At 38.5% G+C, this 17,370-nt stretch carries 15 protein-coding genes and 2 pseudogenes; 2 read left to right on the top strand and 15 right to left on the bottom strand.

From position 1 onward, the window contains the following. Positions 1 to 93: 93 nt before the first annotated feature. Both ADICYQ_RS28310 and ADICYQ_RS28315 read left to right on the top strand, forming a co-directional pair. On the top strand, positions 94 to 2,322 hold the full coding sequence (locus ADICYQ_RS28310; protein WP_040414765.1) for a PAS domain-containing protein: 2,229 nt from the start codon (positions 94 to 96) through the stop codon (positions 2,320 to 2,322). A 127-nt stretch (positions 2,323 to 2,449) separates the two neighbouring features. Next, the gene (locus ADICYQ_RS28315) at positions 2,450 to 2,773 is read left to right on the top strand and encodes a sensor histidine kinase (RefSeq protein WP_020889204.1); all 324 of its coding nucleotides are present in this window, start codon (positions 2,450 to 2,452) and stop codon (positions 2,771 to 2,773) included. A gap of 27 nt (positions 2,774 to 2,800) precedes the next feature. On the opposite strand, the gene ADICYQ_RS28320 is transcribed toward ADICYQ_RS28315, so the two are convergent. From ADICYQ_RS28320 to ADICYQ_RS06280, 15 genes and pseudogenes are all read right to left on the bottom strand, one after another. Further along, entirely contained in the window at positions 2,801 to 3,010 is a 210-nt protein-coding gene (locus ADICYQ_RS28320) for a sugar phosphate isomerase family (RefSeq protein ID WP_020889205.1), read from the bottom strand. Then, positions 2,991 to 3,527, bottom strand: a complete 537-nt coding sequence (locus ADICYQ_RS06215) for a glucosamine-6-phosphate deaminase (RefSeq protein ID WP_020889206.1) — start codon at positions 3,525 to 3,527, stop codon at positions 2,991 to 2,993. The genes ADICYQ_RS28320 and ADICYQ_RS06215 overlap by 20 nt, the downstream gene beginning before the upstream one ends. A 97-nt stretch (positions 3,528 to 3,624) precedes the next feature. Next, positions 3,625 to 4,226: pseudogene (locus tag ADICYQ_RS06220) on the bottom strand (trimeric intracellular cation channel family protein). Positions 4,227 to 4,234: 8 nt separating this feature from the next. Continuing rightward, on the bottom strand, positions 4,235 to 4,864 hold the full coding sequence (locus ADICYQ_RS06225; protein ID WP_020889209.1) for a class I SAM-dependent methyltransferase: 630 nt from the start codon (positions 4,862 to 4,864) through the stop codon (positions 4,235 to 4,237). A gap of 168 nt (positions 4,865 to 5,032) precedes the next feature. Continuing rightward, positions 5,033 to 6,169, bottom strand: coding sequence for a BamA/TamA family outer membrane protein (locus tag ADICYQ_RS06230; protein ID WP_040414768.1), 1,137 nt, complete (start codon positions 6,167 to 6,169; stop codon positions 5,033 to 5,035). A gap of 97 nt (positions 6,170 to 6,266) precedes the next feature. Next, on the bottom strand, positions 6,267 to 8,669 hold the full coding sequence (locus tag ADICYQ_RS06235; RefSeq protein WP_040414769.1) for a TonB-dependent receptor: 2,403 nt from the start codon (positions 8,667 to 8,669) through the stop codon (positions 6,267 to 6,269). 60 nt (positions 8,670 to 8,729) lie between these two features. Continuing rightward, a pseudogene (locus ADICYQ_RS06240) lies at positions 8,730 to 9,438 on the bottom strand (fatty acid desaturase). 34 nt (positions 9,439 to 9,472) lie between these two features. Then, complete coding sequence (locus tag ADICYQ_RS06245) at positions 9,473 to 10,318, bottom strand: 4-hydroxy-3-methylbut-2-enyl diphosphate reductase (RefSeq protein ID WP_020889214.1); 846 nt, start codon at positions 10,316 to 10,318, stop codon at positions 9,473 to 9,475. Between the two features lie 136 nt (positions 10,319 to 10,454). Further along, positions 10,455 to 11,297, bottom strand: a complete 843-nt coding sequence (locus tag ADICYQ_RS06250; RefSeq protein ID WP_040414826.1) for a phytoene/squalene synthase family protein — start codon at positions 11,295 to 11,297, stop codon at positions 10,455 to 10,457. Between the two features lie 24 nt (positions 11,298 to 11,321). Next, positions 11,322 to 12,806 carry a bifunctional phytoene desaturase/3,4-desaturase gene (gene crtID, locus ADICYQ_RS06255; protein ID WP_020889216.1) on the bottom strand — a complete coding sequence of 495 codons (1,485 nt, stop codon included), beginning with the start codon at positions 12,804 to 12,806 and terminating at the stop codon, positions 11,322 to 11,324. Between the two features lie 3 nt (positions 12,807 to 12,809). Beyond that, positions 12,810 to 13,322, bottom strand: coding sequence for an RNA polymerase sigma factor (locus ADICYQ_RS06260; RefSeq protein ID WP_040414770.1), 513 nt, complete (start codon positions 13,320 to 13,322; stop codon positions 12,810 to 12,812). A gap of 226 nt (positions 13,323 to 13,548) precedes the next feature. Beyond that, positions 13,549 to 14,619, bottom strand: coding sequence for a dipeptidase (locus ADICYQ_RS06265; protein WP_020889218.1), 1,071 nt, complete (start codon positions 14,617 to 14,619; stop codon positions 13,549 to 13,551). 36 nt (positions 14,620 to 14,655) lie between these two features. Beyond that, positions 14,656 to 15,768 carry a D-TA family PLP-dependent enzyme gene (locus ADICYQ_RS06270; RefSeq protein WP_020889219.1) on the bottom strand — a complete coding sequence of 371 codons (1,113 nt, stop codon included), beginning with the start codon at positions 15,766 to 15,768 and terminating at the stop codon, positions 14,656 to 14,658. Positions 15,769 to 15,775: 7 nt separating this feature from the next. Then, positions 15,776 to 16,240, bottom strand: coding sequence for a RidA family protein (locus ADICYQ_RS06275; protein WP_020889220.1), 465 nt, complete (start codon positions 16,238 to 16,240; stop codon positions 15,776 to 15,778). Between the two features lie 22 nt (positions 16,241 to 16,262). Beyond that, on the bottom strand, positions 16,263 to 17,370 hold a 1,108-nt coding region (locus ADICYQ_RS06280), incomplete at its 5' end, for a gluconate:H+ symporter (RefSeq protein ID WP_040414772.1).

The raw sequence follows: 17,370 nt of genomic DNA on the forward strand, positions 1-17,370 counted from the left end.
ATCCCCCTCATTGTAGACTCCCAATCTTTCCTCTTTTTAAAATTTGAAGGGTGCATTCTTGCGCATGAAGATAATAGCCACCTTATCAATACGATGATCAGTCAAGACATGACTGGTTCATGCCCCTCCTGGATCATAAATTTCAAAGACCAATCTATCCTCACTGCGGTGAGTAAAACAGAGGATTATTTTCCTTCAAATCTTAATGATTTTCGTGGGTATTTGAAGATTAGGTTTCCATTTTTGACGGAAGGTACGCTTGACAATTTATTGAATCAAGAAACGGACAATGCCGAATTCTCATTCATAAATTTAAGGTTCAAATCCAAGAACATTTCAGCTGATTACAGATCTCTCCAACTCGAGGAATATCAAGACAATCGAGTCCCTCAATCTAAACGCCAAAATAGTGTTGCTATAAACGGTAACGAAAACCATGAAATAATTTATTTCAAGTATTTAAAAAAGAGTAGGGAAATCTTATGGTCTGGCCCATTGTGCAACCTTTTGGGTTATGAGGACGGTAATTTAAGAAGTTTTATTTTATGGGATTGGCTCAAAATAATACATCCTGAAGATCGAAAACTTGTAGAGGATTTTGTTTCCCGTGAGCATTATGAAAAAGACAATTATTCTTTTACTTACAGAGTAAGAAATAAAAAGGATACTTTTCAATACTTAACAAATAATATACGGGTTTTTAAAAGTGCCATTACACAGGAAGAAGGTCTTACAGGAACATTAATAAATGCTTTACAGCATAAAAAGAAAATAAAAACATTAGAAGACAAGAAGGATGTATTACAAAATCTGACAGAGAAGAATTTTATTCAAAACATGATGACCGAGGTTTCTGCAATCTCCACATTGTTTAAGGGGCAAAACCTTTTCGAGGAAATCAACCATCTGATTTACAAAAAATTAGGAATAAGGTTTTGTATTATTGGCAATTTGGAATCGGGCACTAATAAAATGGAAATATTATCCATCTGTGAATCGGGAAAAAACATTAATGACAGTGATAAATGGTGGGAAAATTTGTTGAATGAAGAGCTTCTGCCAATAGATCCTGCCAATAATTTCTTGATGATCAGTTCTGAAAAGGACCACGTATTAAGCCATATTTCATTTTTTATCGAACATAAAATCACTTCGCTTTTAAGGCTGTCTTTATTCGACACCGAAATGAATAAGATTGGCACTTTGTGTTTACTCCATGATCAGCCTTTCAACAATAAAGCCTATTATGGGGAATTATTTAGCATTTTAAGAGATTGGATTAGCAAGGAGTTGAACAGGTGTCGGTTTGAGAATGTACTTCAGGAAACCAATTTCATGCATGATGCCATTCTAAATGGTACTGCCTATGCCATATTCGCTGTAAATCATCAGTTTGAGCTTATTTTAATTAATAACAAAACCCTTCCTGTGTTCAACCTTAATAATAAGGATGAACTGATGAAGACTAAATTGCTTAAAAACGATACCAATACGACCTTACTAGAGGTTATTTCAGACTTTCTGAAGTCTAGCCTCAAAACTGATTATTTCCATTTACCCATTGGGGAGGATGATTATAAAGAATTGAAAATATCATTCACCAAAATCCAATATGGAAATGAAAACAAAGAATCCTATGTGATATTTGTTGATGACATCACCGATAGAACCCTTTCTGAGAAAAAATTAATTGCTTCAGAGCAGTTGTTTAGAAGTATTGCAGAAAATTTCCCCCGTGGTTCTGTAGATGTTTTAGACAAATCGTTTAATTATCTATTTACAGATGGGGAAGAATATCAGTTGTCAGGCACAGACCCCAAATCCTTAATTGGCACCAATCTATTAAAACAGTTTTCAGGGGATAATTTAAAGATCACTAAGAGCAGCCTCAATAAAGTATTAAGAGGCCAAAGGGTAAGTTATGAAACAGAGGCGCGCCACATGAAATTCCTTCAAAGTGGTGTTCCCCTTATGAACAATGCTAAGGAAGTAGACCGTATTCTACTGGTGACCCAAAACATAACCGAAGCTAAAAGGCTAGAATCAGATAAAGAAAAACTAATAAAGGACCTTAAATCCCACAATGAAGAGCTTTTAAGGTTTGCCTATATTGTCTCCCATAACTTAAGAGCCCCAATAGTTAATATTTCATTGCTCCTGGACTTATACAACGATGAAAACCCTGCAGACCCAGGCAATAGAGAGATCTGGGAGAATCTTAAGATCTCCACCAATTTGCTTGACACTACCCTACAGGACCTTATAGAGGTAGTTTCCATAAAAAAGCAAAAAATACCTAAAGTGGAGCAAAATCGACTTTAAACTCTTACTTAATAATATAGAAAAAAGCCTATTCAATCAGCTTAAGGAGTCCGGAATAAAGATCGAAAAAGATTTCTCAGGTCTAAATGACATAAATTATGTCTACGCTCATTTAGAAAATTTCTTTATGAACTTCATGACCAATTCAGTGAAATACAAACACCCGGAAAGAAGCCCTATCGTTAAAATAAGCACCTATAAAGAAAATGAGTATTGTGTGATTAGGTTTGAAGACAATGGTATTGGACTGGATCTCACAAGGTATGGCGATCGGATTTTTGGCCTTTACCAAAGGTTTCACAACCATGTTGAAGGAAAGGGGCTTGGTTTGTATCTAATTAGAGAACAAATAAGAGCCCATGATGGTAAAATAGAAATTGAGAGTGAAGTAGGAAAAGGAACCGTATTTAAAGTTTACTTAAGAAACTTAATTATGAATCACTCTTGGTAAAGAACTACGGTTCCAATTCCTTTGGATTTATTTTTTAAGCAAAGAAGCGGCTTCTTCATCTAGAAATAAGGTGACATCTTGATGTTTTTGAAGAATAGAGGCAGGCATTGAATCTGTGACAGGCCCATTAACCATTTCTCTAATGGCAGCTGCTTTTTTACTCCCATAGGCAATCAGAATAATTTTTTTACGTCCATGATAGTATCTATACCCATAGTTACAGCCTCTTTGGCACATCTGCTGCACTATCGAAAAAACGAGCGTTTCCATCTATGGTCTCCTGAAGCAATTGGGTAACATGTGTTCTTGTATCGAATGCTGTTCCTGGTTCATTAAACCCAATATGTCCATTGGTTCCGATGCCCAACAACTGTAAATCAATCCCTCCAGCACTAACTATTTTAGCCTCATAACTTTCGCAAGCCTCCTTAAGATCTCCAGTGCCATTAGGAACATTGGTTTGATTCAAAGGGATATTGAGGTGATTCAATAGTGATGTATTCATAAAATACCTATAGCTCTGGGAGTGTGTTCCATCTAGCCCTACATATTCATCCAGATTAAATGTCACTACATCAGAATAGTCTGTACCACTCACTTGGTGGTCTTTTATCATATTGGCATACGTTCCCAGAGGAGAGCTTCCAGTAGACAATCCTAACACAGTGTTTGGTTTGGTTTTCACAGCTTCAATCAGCTCCTTAGCGACGGCACGGTGTAAACTTTCCTCGTCTTGAAAAATCTGTATTTGCATAATTCAATAATAATTAAATATAAATGGTTAATGAGATACTCAAATTATGGATAAATGACCATTGAGTAAATTGGAAAACGAAAGCGCAAATTAATCATTATTTGAGAATAGGTAAGTTGAGTTTGAATTTTACAGCAACTAATCGAATGATTATGATCAAGGCAATAGATCCCAAAAGATTTGTATCTCTATCAAGGCCAAAATAATCCAAGGTAAGATACACAACAGCACCTGCAAGGCAGGCTGATGCATACACTTCTTTCCTGAAAAGTATGGGGATCTCATTGGTCAGTGTATCTCTAATCACTCCTCCCATCACGGCACTGAACATCCCCATTATTGCTGCTACCTCAGGTCTAAATCCCAGGTTTAGACATTTCTCTACTCCTAGAATTGTAAAAAAAGCAATTCCCAAAGTGTCAAATAAAACAAGGTCTTCCTGAGCTTGGCCATGTGAGAGAAGAATAGAAATGTAGTAATCAAACCAGCAAAAATCGCATATAGAAAGTTGACATTTTCTATCCAAACCAATGGATAAGCTCCGATCAAAATATCCCTCAAACTTCCTCCACCAATGGCAGTAATAAAACCCATAAAGCCAACTCCAAATAAATCCTGGTCCTTATTCTGAATGGCTAAGGCTCCGGAAATAGCAAAAAAGTAGGTACCTACCAACTCTAATGCATATTGCATGTTTATTGTTTCAATCACTTTGTTCTACCTTCTTTCTGAAAAACAAACACCCCCATAGCTCTTTTATTATGAACCACAACAGACTTGGCTGGTTCCAGGAGGCTTAACTGGTATTCTATCATTATCTCCTTAATTAAGGACTCTGTCAAAATGAACCTTTCGGTTCCATCAGGAAGCTTTTGCATTAAAAGTGACGACTGATCCAACAATTCAAAAGCTCCTCCAGCATCCGTACACATTCGTAGCCAGAAAATCCCCCCCTGCTTTAAAACCCGCATATGCTCTTTCAATAGGGCAAGAAAATGGTCTTTGCTTTTGGCAAAATGCAAAACTGCACTACTTAAAACCACATCAAATGCGGCTGTATGAAATGGAATATCCTCTAAATTTGCCACTTGAAAACGCTGAGGGTCAAAATTCGTATCCAATGTCCTCCCAGAAATCCTTGCCATGCTGATTGCTGAAGGATTAGCATCTACCCCAACAACCCGATATCCTTTTTGAATAAAATAATGCGTATTTCTACCCTCACCACAACCCGCATCTAGCATCATCATTTCTTTAGTAAACCTGTTTTTCAATATTTGATCCAGCAGGTAAAGATCTATGTTTCCAAGCAATTTATTTAACGCATTAATCTCCATATTTTAATAAATTTATTCTGGAAGTTTTAAGAAGAATTCGGGAAATATAAATCTTCATTTTCAAAGTAATATTTTAACCTGAAATATACAATCTCCCTCTTTACTCGTCACAGCTTTAACTGAGAAGAACAAGTATACATTATGGCCAGGATTATAAGAACGCATCGATTAAATCACTTCATTTAAGCCAAAATAGAAAGCTGATTGATCTCCAAAAGCCAAGTCTATCCTGAGGTTTAACCCTTCAGAGTTTAATTTATACCTAAACCCAAAGCCAGCCGCCCATCGCAATTGTCTAAAGTTAAACCCAGACAATTGATTCGCCACCTGACCACCACTGCCAAACAACACCATATTTAATTTTCGATAAAGAGGTGTCCTCCATTCCGCCTGGTAAACCATCGCATGCTTGTCTCTGTACCTGCCCTCAAAATACCCACGCATAAGATCACTTCCCCCAATCAAAGAAAGGTGTTGAAAAGGTGCCGTACCTTTTGTAAAACTAAACCAGGCTTGCCCCGCGATCACCTGTTTTTCGTTAATTGCATGGTACTTTCGCAGATCAAACACCCATTGGGTAAAATTAAAATCACTCCCAAAGACAGAATGAAATTCCATCCAAGACAGTTGGTGGTACATCCCCTTTCTTGGTTGAAAAATATTATCTCTGGTATCAATATTCATTGAAATACCCAATCCAGATAAATGCTGCCCATTGCTTCCAGGTATATCTCCGGATTCAAGTAATCCATTCTCGGCTTTTTGGTAAATATTGTCGCCTCTGAATTCATACCTGGGACCAAGGAAGATCCCTCGGGCTATTTTTTTATGGTACAAAAGGTGATAATATAAATATCGAGTAGCATACTTTTCCTCTTCAATAATTTCATTCCCCAAACCTGAAAACACAAATGGATAATCAGACAGGACTACTCTTGAATTTAAAAAGGAATTATTCTGGTCCATCCACAGGTCAACTTCACCTGAAACAATTACCTGATTTTTCAGGGTATAAAGAAGCGTGAGAGGAAGGGAAGATGGTCGGGTTTTGGTTTTAGACGCTAAATCCCCCAGATTAAAAACTTTCATGGCACGTCCTCCAATCCCCAAGCTGGTTTCCGGCGCATAAGTAATTGCAGGAATGAACGTCCATGTATCTGTACTTACTTTGTCAACCAAATCATCTGCAAAGCCAAACAGCTTATCAATAATCGCTATATCTGTTGAAAGAGTATCTGCTTCCTGAGCAAATGCCAGGTTGCTATGTAGCATTAGTAGCAGAAAAAAAGCGTTGATTCTCCCCATTTGGCCACGAAGTTACCATTAATATGCCTCATAGCCGAAATTTGTCTGAAGGGATTTTAGACTCCCTTCAGACAAATATTATACCATCGGATAAAAATCAAAATTCCACAATTACTCCAACTGTAGGGAGCACTGTACCTGCGGGATTGGCAACTTCTCTTATTAAATAGCGACTCGGATCATCGGGATTTACTACAAATCCATCCTGATCATTTCGTTGAGGGATTAAATTGGCCTGCTGTTCGGCCTGAAAATTATAGGCGTTTTGTATGTCAAAATACAAATTGAGATTCCATTTATTGTAAAAATATTTCTTATCTACCCTTAAATCCAACTGGTGAAAGCTTTTAAGGCGTTCCCCATTGATCCTTGTATAGTCAAGTTGCCCTCTGCTGAAAAGGTCCCAATTGGCACGCAAAGAGGAAGATTCCAGGTCATAAGGGGTATAAGGAGTTCCTCCCAAAAACCTCCACCTGGCACCAATTTCCCAATCTCTTTTGAATCGCTTACCTGCCGTTAGACTTACAATAAATCGATTGTCCCATGACGAAGGAAGGTATCCTGTCGATGGATTGGTGAATTCACTTCTTACAAGTGTAAGTGCTGCTATTCCATAAAACCCTTTAAATAGTCGTTGTTGGGCAAGTAATTCCAATCCATAGGCCCTTCCCTTTGCATCAGAAGTTACAGGTTCATTGCCTATCACTCCAAAATCAGCTCCGAGATTTGCCAAGGCAATTCCGTTCCTAATAGAACTAGGGTAATTTGCGTAACTTTTATAAAAAACCTCAGCGGAAAATTTTCGGTTTTTCGCTGGATACTGCCATTCAAACCCTGTGATATAATGGGTGCTCCTCATAAACTTAACATCATTGTCTTGATTGACATAAGCCCCTTCATTGTTCTGGTACCCCAATACTGTATAAGGAGGTTTCTGGTAATAAATGCCTGCATTTGCATTCCAAAACAAATTGTCTTTCAGTTGGTAACTGGTAGAAAATCTGGGACTAAGTTGATTCAATGGATTCTTGGCAGTCTTTCCAAAATCACTCCCATCCATTCTCACACCCAAATTGACAACAAGACGATCATCTAAATACTTCTTACTCCCCATCAAAAACCCACCGTAACTATTAAAAAGGGAGATGGTAGTGACATCACGAGGCATTCCATCTTCATCAGGAAATTGAGTATCGTAATTTTCTATCAAGTAGCGACTGAATTCATAATTCACGCCATATTGAAGGGTGTAACCATCTGAAAAAATACTATTCTCTGCCCTAAACTTGTTTTCACTCTCTTGGGACAGATAATTATATTGCAAGTTGTCTTCACTAGATTCATCGTTCCCTGCATATTTGTAGGATTGGTTATTGAGCATGTTTCTGCTCAAAATGAAAGTCCAGAATCCATTGTCTCTAAAACGTTTTAATTTTGCTCCCGTCGCATAATTCCACTGAGTTGAGATGGGCAGGTTATCTAGTAAATACAATCTGTCTTCTTTATCCTCTTTGGTTTCATCATCTGGAACATCAAAATTGAGCGCGAATTGGTCAATGGCTCCCACTCCTAAAACCGTCAATTCTGTTTTAGCATTGATTTTCGTTTTGGTCTTAAAGGTGAAATCATTAAATGTGGGTAAAAAAGGCAATCCGATCAACCTGAACAGCGCCTGGAGATAAGACCTCCTTGCTGAAAAGATATAAGTTGTTTTTTCACCTATAGGCCCTTCGTTGGATAGCGTGATTTCACTCGCTCCCAATGTAACCTGGGTAAGCATCTTGTCGCGCCGACCATCTTTTAATTGAAACTCGAAAAAGGAACTCAGCGCATTCATCCTATTGGCGGGAAAACCTCCACTCAATACTTCTACATTCTTTATCAGGTTTACGTTTAAAATCCCCACAGGCCCCCCTGATGAACCTTGGGTAGCAAAATGGTTTATTACAGGCACTTCTATTTCATCAATGAAGAATTTATTTTCATTGGGGGCACCTCCACGAATAATAATATCATTTCTGAAACTTGCAGAACTTGCTACTCCTGGCAGGGACTGTATCACCCTACTAATGTCTCTATTTCCACCTGGGTACCTTTCTATTTCATTGGCGTTAAGCTGTCTAACAGAAATAGGCTTTTCTTCCGTTCTGCTAAATGTAGCATCCACAATTACTTCTTGAAGGTTGGACGCATCCTCTTCCAACTCAAAGTCCAATTGAACCGCACTGGCTTTAGTTACCTGAACCTCAAATACGGTTTTTGCCTTAAAGCCAACAAACGAAGCCTTCAGATTATACAACCCAGGCTCTAATCCATTGATTACATAATTTCCGTCTAGATCAGATACCGCTCCGATTTCTAATCCCTGGACAATAATGTTTGCAAAAGGAATAGGGTCGTTGTTGATTGGGTTAATTATTTTCCCTTGTATGGTCCCCTCTTGTGCGTGTAAAGTGAGGAAAGATAAAAACAATAGGGTTAATAGTAAAAGCTTCTTCATAGCAATGGGTTGAGACACAATTCGTAATGGGTTTTGACAATCAGGCAGATTACCTGATTGTTAGTTAGAAAGATTTTTGGTTTTCCACAGCCTCCACCACGGTGCATATGGAAATTCATGATGTTCAAAGTGATAACCAAAAAATAACAAGAAAGGAATGCCCATAAATGGTTTTTCTTTAAAGTGCCTGAATGGTGTTTGTTGCTGTGCATTCCCTTATGCGGCAAATACGTGCCAAAATAAAACAATTGAAGGGTAGACAATATCGCAGGCAACATCCAAAACAGCACTAAATTAGGTACTGGAAAAACAAGTTTCAGCAAATTGAAGGTAACTGCCATTAAAAGGAATTGCCATATATTTAAATAATTCAGAATGAAACTCAGGTACCAGGGGAGAAATTTCCCCGATGAATGGAAGTCTGGGTCACCATCTGTTGCCACGTGATTGTGGTGTTTATGATGGTTGGGAAATAACTTCCAATAGAAATTGAAAGAAAACAACATGGCTGAAAACCATCCAATAAAATAATTTAATTTTTATTCCCTGATACTACGCCATGCATGGCATCATGGGCTGTAATAAAAAGCCCTGTATAGAGATGCATCTGCACCAAAATACCAAGGTAAAGGAACGGGTTTGAATAATCTACTTGAAGGTGAAGTAATAACAGCAATGAAGTTGTCCACAGGGCAATAATAGAAAAAGCGATAATAACACCTTTAGGATCAACCGATGAAGACAACTGCCGTTTTAACGTAATATTCATGGACACAATTAAAAATTAAAAGATCAAAAAACTATTAAAAGGTTTTAATCGTTTCCTCAACTTTCTGCATTAACCACATTGGTGTCGAGGTGGCGCCACAAATCCCAACACTTTCCCCGGCTTTAAACCATTTGGCATCTACCTCTTCAGGGCAAGATACAAAATAGGTTTGTGGGTTCTTTTCTTTGCAGACATTGAACAATACTTTTCCATTGGAAGATTTAGTGCCACTTACAAAGACAATATGGTCAAACTTGGCCGCAAATCCTCTAAGCTCTTTGTCACGATTAGACACCTGTCTGCAAATCGTATCATTGGTATTAATGGTGATACCGTTGTCCGTTAACACCTTATTTATTTCATAAAACTTGTCTGTGCTCTTAGTGGTCTGACTGTACAGTGTGATGTTTTTTGGCAGGTTGGGAAGATCAAGTTCCTCGATATCTTGAAAAACAACTGCTTTATTTCTTGTTTGACCAAGAAGTCCTATAACCTCAGCATGCCCATGCTTCCCGTAGATGTAGATGTTTTCATCTTTATCAAAGGAGTTTTTGATCCTGTTTTGAAGCTTCAATACCACAGGACAGCTGGCATCTACCAAGGTAAGGTTATTATTAATGGCCAATTCATAAGTAGCCGGTGGCTCACCATGTGCCCTAATCAAAACCTTTTTATTTGTTAATTTCTGGAGCTCCTCATGATTGATTATAATCAGACCTTTCTTGGTCAACCTTTTGACCTCCTCATCATTATGGACTATATCTCCCAAGCAATAAAGGAGGCCTTCATCGTCTAAAATTTCTTCAGCCATTTCAATGGCATAAACTACACCAAAGCAAAAGCCTGAATACTGATCAATATGTACATCCAATTTCAACATATCTATTAAACCAACTTTGTAATCAAATGTTTTTTTAATGCTCCTCTTTTTCAGATTAAGATACATGGTAGAAGTATCTTAATAAACAAACGTTATCAACTATCCAAACAGTTCCGGACGAAAAGGTCTAATTTCATCAATTCCATCCAACTTTATAGCCAAAATAGGTACTGACTAAAAGGGCAAATTTTCTTGCATTCGGTATTCTAATACGTTTTTTCGTAATTATCTCTGGAGATAAAGACTTGATTTTATAAAACAGTTTCAGGTAATACAGATAGGCAATTTTAACACCAAGCATGGCCCCTTTTGGCAATTGGTTTATGCCTATAAGCGCTTCGTCAAAGTCTTGCTTGATATCCGCTTCTATTTCTGCTTTTACATGGCTATCAAAGCTATTAAAATCCACTCCCGGAAAATATACTCTCCCTCGGTCCTCGTAATCGCTTTTTAAATCTCGCAAGAAATTAACTTTCTGAAAGGCCGAACCCAGTTTACAGGCAGCATGCTTTAAGTGTTCATAATTTCCCTGATCTCCTTCACAAAACACCCTTAAACACATCAATCCAACAACTTCAGCAGAACCATAAATGTATTCTTTGTATTTTGAATCGTTATAAGTGGCAAAATCAAGGTCCATTGCCATGCTGTTCAGAAAAGCATCGATTAAGTCCCTCTCTATATGGTATTTGTTTACAATTAATTGAAAAGCATGCAGGACTGGGTTCATGCTTATCTCCTCATCAATGGCCTTATAAGTGTCTTGCCTAAAATTCTCCAACAAACTCGCTTTATCTTTATCATGAAAGGTATCAACGATTTCATCTGCATACCGCACATAACCATAAATTCCATAAATTGGCATGTGTAGCTTTTTGCAAAGCGTTTTAATACCTAAAGTAAATGAAGTGCTGTAGCGTTGTGTGATTAATTTACTACACTCCAGGGCGGTGTCATCAAAGAGTTGCTTTGGATCCATCATATCATTTTCAATGGTTGAAAATTATTTATTTATGGTGTTCTTTATAATTTCTTTCGCTACTACCTCCCCAGAAATTAAAGAGGGAGGAACTCCAGGCCCTGGTACAGTCAACTGTCCTGAATAATATAGGTTAGTTAATTTCTTATTCCTAAGAGATGGCTTTAAAATTGCCGTTTGCCTCAAAGTATTTGCCAAACCATATGCATTTCCTTTAAAAGCATGGTAATCTTTCTTGAAGTCACTGTGTGCATAGGAACGGTTGTAAACAATATGAGACCTAATGTCCTGACCTGTATGCTTCTCAAGTCTACTCATAATTATGTTAAAATATTTATTTCTGGTAGCTTCGCTGTCTTCAAGGTCTGGGGCCAGCGGTATCAATAAGAATAAATTTTCCATTCCTTCTGGAGCCACAGTGGCATCAGTAATAGAAGGCACCGAGGCATAAAACAGCGGTTTCTCAGGCCACCTTGGATTGGTATAAATGGCATCTGCGTGAGGTTCGAGAGGTTCGTCGAAAAACAAATTATGGTGAAGAAGGTTTTTTAATCGTTTATTAACTCCCAGGTAGAACAATAGTGATGAAGGTGCCAAGACCCTACTGTCCCAGTATTTATCACTATAGTTACTGTATTTAGGTTCAAGCAAGTGTTTGTCTACATGGTGATAATCAGCACTCGCTACTAAAATATCAAATGCTATTTCTTCTCCTGAGAGTAGTTGGACGGATTTGGCTTTGCCATCATCAGCCATAATTTTTACTACTTCCGCATTGTTTCTAAAAACAACCCCATTGTCTTTCGCTAAAGTCACCATTCCTTCAATGATTTTATGCATACCACCCTTTGGATACCAGGTTCCCAAGGCTATGTCTGCATAGTTCATTAAACTGTACAATGCTGGAATATTTTGTGCTGTTTCTCCAAGGAACAAAACAGGAAACTCCATCAAACGAATAATCTTTTCGTTCTTAAAGTACTTCCGAATGTGCTTGGACATGGATTGGAAAATATCCATTTTCAAAACATCCCTGAATAGTTTAAGGTCTAGAAATTCGGTTAAAGAAACACTTGGCCTATGTACCAGGTCATTGATCCCTCTTTGGTATTTGAAAGCTGCCTGTTCCAGAAAATCATCCAACTTTTCACTTACCCCTGGCTCCAGTTTTTCCAAGGCCAATTTAAATTGATCCAGATTTGCCGGGATTTCCATGACATCCTCTTGCCCAAAAATCACTGAATAAGAGGGGTCTAAACGAATTAAATCATAATAATCAGACGTTTTTTTTCCAAAATTACTGAAGTACCTGTCAAAAACATCCGGCATCCAGTACCAGCTTGGTCCCATATCAAATGTAAAACCGGCTGAATTAAATTTCCTTGCCCTTCCTCCAAGGACCTCGTTTTTTTCTAAAACAGTCACTTTATATCCCGCAGCTGCGAGATGTGTGGCAGTGGAAAGCCCTGAAAAACCCGAACCTATTACAACAACTTCTTTTGGCTTCATTGATTAATTGATGGTGGTATAAACCTTAAGATCGTCTTTTAAAATCTTCCTTGCAATATGTATTCTGTTTTTTACCGTTCCAATGGGTATATTTAGTTGTATTGCTATTTCATGGTATTTAAAACCTTTGTAATGCATCAAGAAGGGAGACTTGTAAACCTCATCCAATTTATCGATGGCTTTGGTAATGTCCTTCATCGTAAAATCTCCAAAGACGCCATTTTCTATCACTGCCGCTCCTGAATTGATAAAGTGTAAGTTTTCAGTCGTATCAACAAATGTCCCTCTCCTTACCATTCGTTGGTAATTGGTAATGAAGGTGTTTTTCATAATGGTATACAACCAAGCTTTCAAATTTGTACCGTCGGCAAACTTATCCTTGTTGGTAAAGGCCTTCACCATGGTATCCTGTAATAGATCATTGGCATCATCCATATCCCTTGTCAATTTTAAAGCAAACGGCTTTAAGGACGTGCTGAGCTTCGTAAGTGAATAACTAAATTCTAAAGTTGTCATAGACCCTGTGTTTTTGTTTAATCAAACATAGGTATTGTTAAACAGTATAGCAAATATTTTGTGTAGTATTTTTCACACAAGGTTAAACAAATTACAACTGAAAATAAAAATGAGAATAAAAAAATCCCCCTATAGACACCTAAAGGGGGATTTCAACTACAATTTTAACAATTATAGGTTTATAAATTTTTGTTTAATATTAAATTATTTTATTAAACAAAACAGATTAAGACCAAGCTTCATTCAAAAATCTTAACCAATTTTTATGCATGACCTTCTCAATATCGGCTTCGGTATAACCTCTTTTTTGCAACATTCCAGGAATTCTTCTTAAATCTGCAATTGTTTCAAGGTCATAAGGACTTTGTTCTCTTCCATACGCCCCGTCCAAGTCAGTACCTATACCTATATGATTGGCATTCCCTGCGATTTGGCAAATATGATCCATATGATCTATGATTTTCTCCAGATCACAGTCCATTTCTTTTGGCAAGGAAGTTCCTCTTATCCAATTAGGCACCATCATCCAGGCATCTAAAGCACCTCCTATTACAGCACCTCTATCAACAAGTGCCTTGATCATTTCGTCGCTAAACTGCCTATTGTGATCCACCAATGACCTGCAATTGTTATGGCTAGCCCATACAGATCCATTAAAATGATCCAAGGCCTCCCAAAAACAAACATCACACAAATGGGTAGCATCTAAAATAATATTCAGCCTTTCCATCTCTTTAAGCAAGGCCCGGCCATTTTCCCCCAAAGGCCCGGAAGCATCTGTACCTTGGGCATATCTTCCCGGACCATAATGTGCAGGCCCTAAAGCCCTCAATCCTTTTTCATAGGATTTTTCAAGATAGCTCAGGTTCACTATTGAATCAGCACCTTCTAAAGAAAGAATATAGCCTACAGGTTTCTTATCATTAGGCTCTCCATTCATCCAAAGGGCTACATGTTCATTTAAAGACTTTTTATCTCGAATTTGAACCATTTCTCCTTTGGCTTCCATGGCCTCATACCATGCCAACTGGCCTTGGGTTTGAGCCCAGGCTTGTTCCGGGCTGTTCCAGCCTGGAAGTGGGTTATCCGGCGCCACATAACGTGCAATCTGAGTAGCTACTACCAATCCAATCTCTCCCTTTCTTAAAGTAGGTAGAGAAACAGTGGCATTTCCCCGATCTGTTTTATCCGTCATCCCTTTTTCCCTGGCATTTAACGCTTCTACAGGTTGGGTAAGGTCCCTGTTCCATTCAAGCGCATTCATACTTAAATCTAAATGGGCATCTATTGTAAACATCTTTCTGGTTGATTTAAATGAGTTAAATTATTGTCCTCAAAAAGTAATTCTCCTGTCTCTGGCTACGGTTTTCCAAGTAGCAACCTGCTCTCCATTTTGAATAACCAAGGCCTCCTGATAGGAAGCAACTGTTGGACAAATATGAATTGGAACACCAAATAGAACATCCCCGATTTTATAGGAATGGCCTTCTTTTGCATCCAAAACCAAGTGCTCCTCACTGTGGCCTACAGGCACTAGTTCTGGTGCATTTAGAAATTTTACACGCTCTGCCAATGGGTTTTCAGAGGCAATAGCTTTATACCCAAGGTCCACGCAAATATAGTTTGAGGTTGGCAAAGAAATCACCCTACACAATACCAATGCAGCATATAAGAAAGACTGCTCTGGAAGACCACTCGCATATCCTTCATCCCAGTAAATAAATGTTCCAGGAGCACATGTTATACGCGCCCTTTTAGAATGAAAAGGAAAAGTGGTTGTTCCTCCAGCGATGACATCAAGTGTCAGGTTGTATTTGTTTTCTAGCTTTTCCCTCATTTGAGAAATTGGCGCAAAGCCTTCGTCACAAGCTATTTCTCTAAGCTTGATATCGGGATCTCTCAAGTGACCATCATAAAGGTGAAAGCCTATATTTTGCAAGCCTTTCAATTGTAAGATTTGTTCAAATAAATCTTCTGCCTGCTTGCCGGGTACTACCCCTGTCCTATTTGTTCCAGCGTTTAAATCTATATAGATGCCAATTTTTTGATTGCTTGCCAATGCTTTTTCATTCAAAGCCTTGGCCGCATCAATATGGTCTATCAGACAGTGGAACTTAACATCTGGATAATGCGCAATTAAAGCCAAAAAGCGATCCACTTTAGGCCCTACAGGCTGGTAAGCTAGCATAATGTCTTTCGCTCCAATACTTGCAAGCAATTCAATTTCAGCAATCGTTGCTCCTTTGAATGCCTTGATTCCGGCATCCATCATTAGTTGACAGGCCTCTGCAGATTTATTGGTCTTTATGTGTGGCCTCAACCGGTCAGCTGTGCCTACCTCTTTAATGACTTTTTGAATGTTTTCTTTTGCCCTGTCCAAATACACCAACAATGCTGGACTATCTATTTTTTCAGGATGGTTTAATTTGTACCAATCGTCATTCATATAATTACTATTGATGGATTTCAAATGTAGCTTCTATTTCAACCGAAATATTGCCCGGCAAAGAACCAAAGCCAATGGCACTTCTTGAGCCAAGACCATTTTCTTCTCCCCAGACTTCAGCAAATAGTTCGCTACAACCATTGATAACAAAAGGATGTTCTTCAAAGTCCAAAGAACAGTTCACCATTCCCAAGACTTTAACAACTCTTTTGATCTTGTTTAAACTTCCCAACTCAGTTTGAAGGGTAGAAAGCATCGTTAACCCTACTTGCCTGGCGGCAGCTTTACCTTCCACTTTATCCAAGTCAATGCCTATTTTCCCTCTGATCATGTCTCCATTTTCCAAAACCGGACCATGTCCCGAAAGAAACAATAGATTTCCAGTGATTATAAGCGGACGGTAAACACCTCCTGGAGGTGGCGCTGGAGGCAATACTAAACCCAATTCTTTAATTTTTGCTTCTGCTGACATGTCTCTATTTTTTAAGTTTATGTTATATAAATAAATCCAAAATTAAAACCCCTATTAATCCCAACACTGACAATACTGTTTCCAGTAAGGTCCATGAGAGAAAGGTTTGCTTTATACTTAAGTTAAAATATTCTTTTACCAGCCAAAACCCTCCATCATTTACATGAGAAAAGATCAGACTACCACTGCCTATAGCCAAGACCATCAAGTTTGGATCTCCTACTCCGGAAGCAACTAAAGGAGCGATTATTCCAGCAGCAGTAAGTGCCGCCACCGTGGCCGAACCGACAGATACCCGAATCACTGCTGCAATTAACCAGCCCAAAAGCAATGGATTAATTGACAATTGCTGAAGAGATTCGCCAATCTCTCCACTTACACCACTGTCTACCAATACCTCTTTGTATGCACCCGCTCCAGCAATAATTAATAAGATCAGCGCTATTTCCTTTACTGCCGAGGCATACCTATTCATAATGTCGGCAATCTGTATGCCCTTCAATATTCCCAGGCTAAAGGTCGCCCAAATAAGAGAGATCAACATCACAATATTGGGGTCACCAAAAAACATTATTAAGCCATAGCCTGGGCTTTCTTCATTCATCCCCATGCCTATTAAGGACAGCGCAATCAATAGGAATACGGGAAGTAAGGCAGTAAAAAGACTGTTTACAAGTCCAGGAAGTTCACTTTCTTCTTTTGGCTTCACGCTAAACACTTCCAAGGGAGTGATTTTCATTTGGCGCAGGTAGGGTAATTTCCCCAATAAAGGCCCACCTATAACAATTACTGGAATCCCAATTATAAAACCATAAATAAGCGTAGTCCCTATATTGGCACCAAACTGTGCGACTAACGCTACCGGAGCCGGATGTGGCGGAAGTAACCCATGTGTAATTGACAAAGCGGCAAGCATGGGTATCCCCAAAATCATTACAGGGATTTTATATTGATAAGCTACCGCAAACACCAATGGCACTAGCAGTACAAATCCTACATTGAAAAACAAAGGAATGCCTACGATAAAAGCCGTAAGTGCAATTGCCCAATTGACGCGTTCTTTACCAAAACCATTCATCAGAAATTGGGCGATGCGTTGGGCAGCTCCACTATCTGCAACAATTTTCCCT

It is taken from the genome of Cyclobacterium qasimii M12-11B (genome assembly GCF_000427295.1).
In the GTDB taxonomy this organism is placed as follows: Bacteria; Bacteroidota; Bacteroidia; order Cytophagales; family Cyclobacteriaceae; genus Cyclobacterium; species Cyclobacterium qasimii.

Excerpts from the sequence above, each read along its gene's own strand:
- ADICYQ_RS28310 (WP_040414765.1), top strand. The coding sequence starts at position 94 with ATGATCAGTCAAGACATGACTGGTTCATGCCCCTCCTGGATCATAAAT.
- ADICYQ_RS28315 (WP_020889204.1), top strand. The coding sequence starts at position 2,450 with ATGAACTTCATGACCAATTCAGTGAAATACAAACACCCGGAAAGAAGC.
- ADICYQ_RS28320 (WP_020889205.1), bottom strand. The coding sequence starts at position 3,010 with ATGTGCCAAAGAGGCTGTAACTATGGGTATAGATACTATCATGGACGT.
- ADICYQ_RS06215 (WP_020889206.1), bottom strand. The coding sequence starts at position 3,527 with ATGCAAATACAGATTTTTCAAGACGAGGAAAGTTTACACCGTGCCGTC.
- ADICYQ_RS06225 (WP_020889209.1), bottom strand. The coding sequence starts at position 4,864 with ATGGAGATTAATGCGTTAAATAAATTGCTTGGAAACATAGATCTTTAC.
- ADICYQ_RS06230 (WP_040414768.1), bottom strand. The coding sequence starts at position 6,169 with ATGGGGAGAATCAACGCTTTTTTTCTGCTACTAATGCTACATAGCAAC.
- ADICYQ_RS06235 (WP_040414769.1), bottom strand. The coding sequence starts at position 8,669 with ATGAAGAAGCTTTTACTATTAACCCTATTGTTTTTATCTTTCCTCACT.
- ADICYQ_RS06245 (WP_020889214.1), bottom strand. The coding sequence starts at position 10,318 with ATGTTGAAATTGGATGTACATATTGATCAGTATTCAGGCTTTTGCTTT.
- ADICYQ_RS06250 (WP_040414826.1), bottom strand. The coding sequence starts at position 11,297 with ATGGATCCAAAGCAACTCTTTGATGACACCGCCCTGGAGTGTAGTAAA.
- crtID (WP_020889216.1), bottom strand. The coding sequence starts at position 12,806 with ATGAAGCCAAAAGAAGTTGTTGTAATAGGTTCGGGTTTTTCAGGGCTT.
- ADICYQ_RS06260 (WP_040414770.1), bottom strand. The coding sequence starts at position 13,322 with ATGACAACTTTAGAATTTAGTTATTCACTTACGAAGCTCAGCACGTCC.
- ADICYQ_RS06265 (WP_020889218.1), bottom strand. The coding sequence starts at position 14,619 with ATGTTTACAATAGATGCCCATTTAGATTTAAGTATGAATGCGCTTGAA.
- ADICYQ_RS06270 (WP_020889219.1), bottom strand. The coding sequence starts at position 15,768 with ATGAATGACGATTGGTACAAATTAAACCATCCTGAAAAAATAGATAGT.
- ADICYQ_RS06275 (WP_020889220.1), bottom strand. The coding sequence starts at position 16,240 with ATGTCAGCAGAAGCAAAAATTAAAGAATTGGGTTTAGTATTGCCTCCA.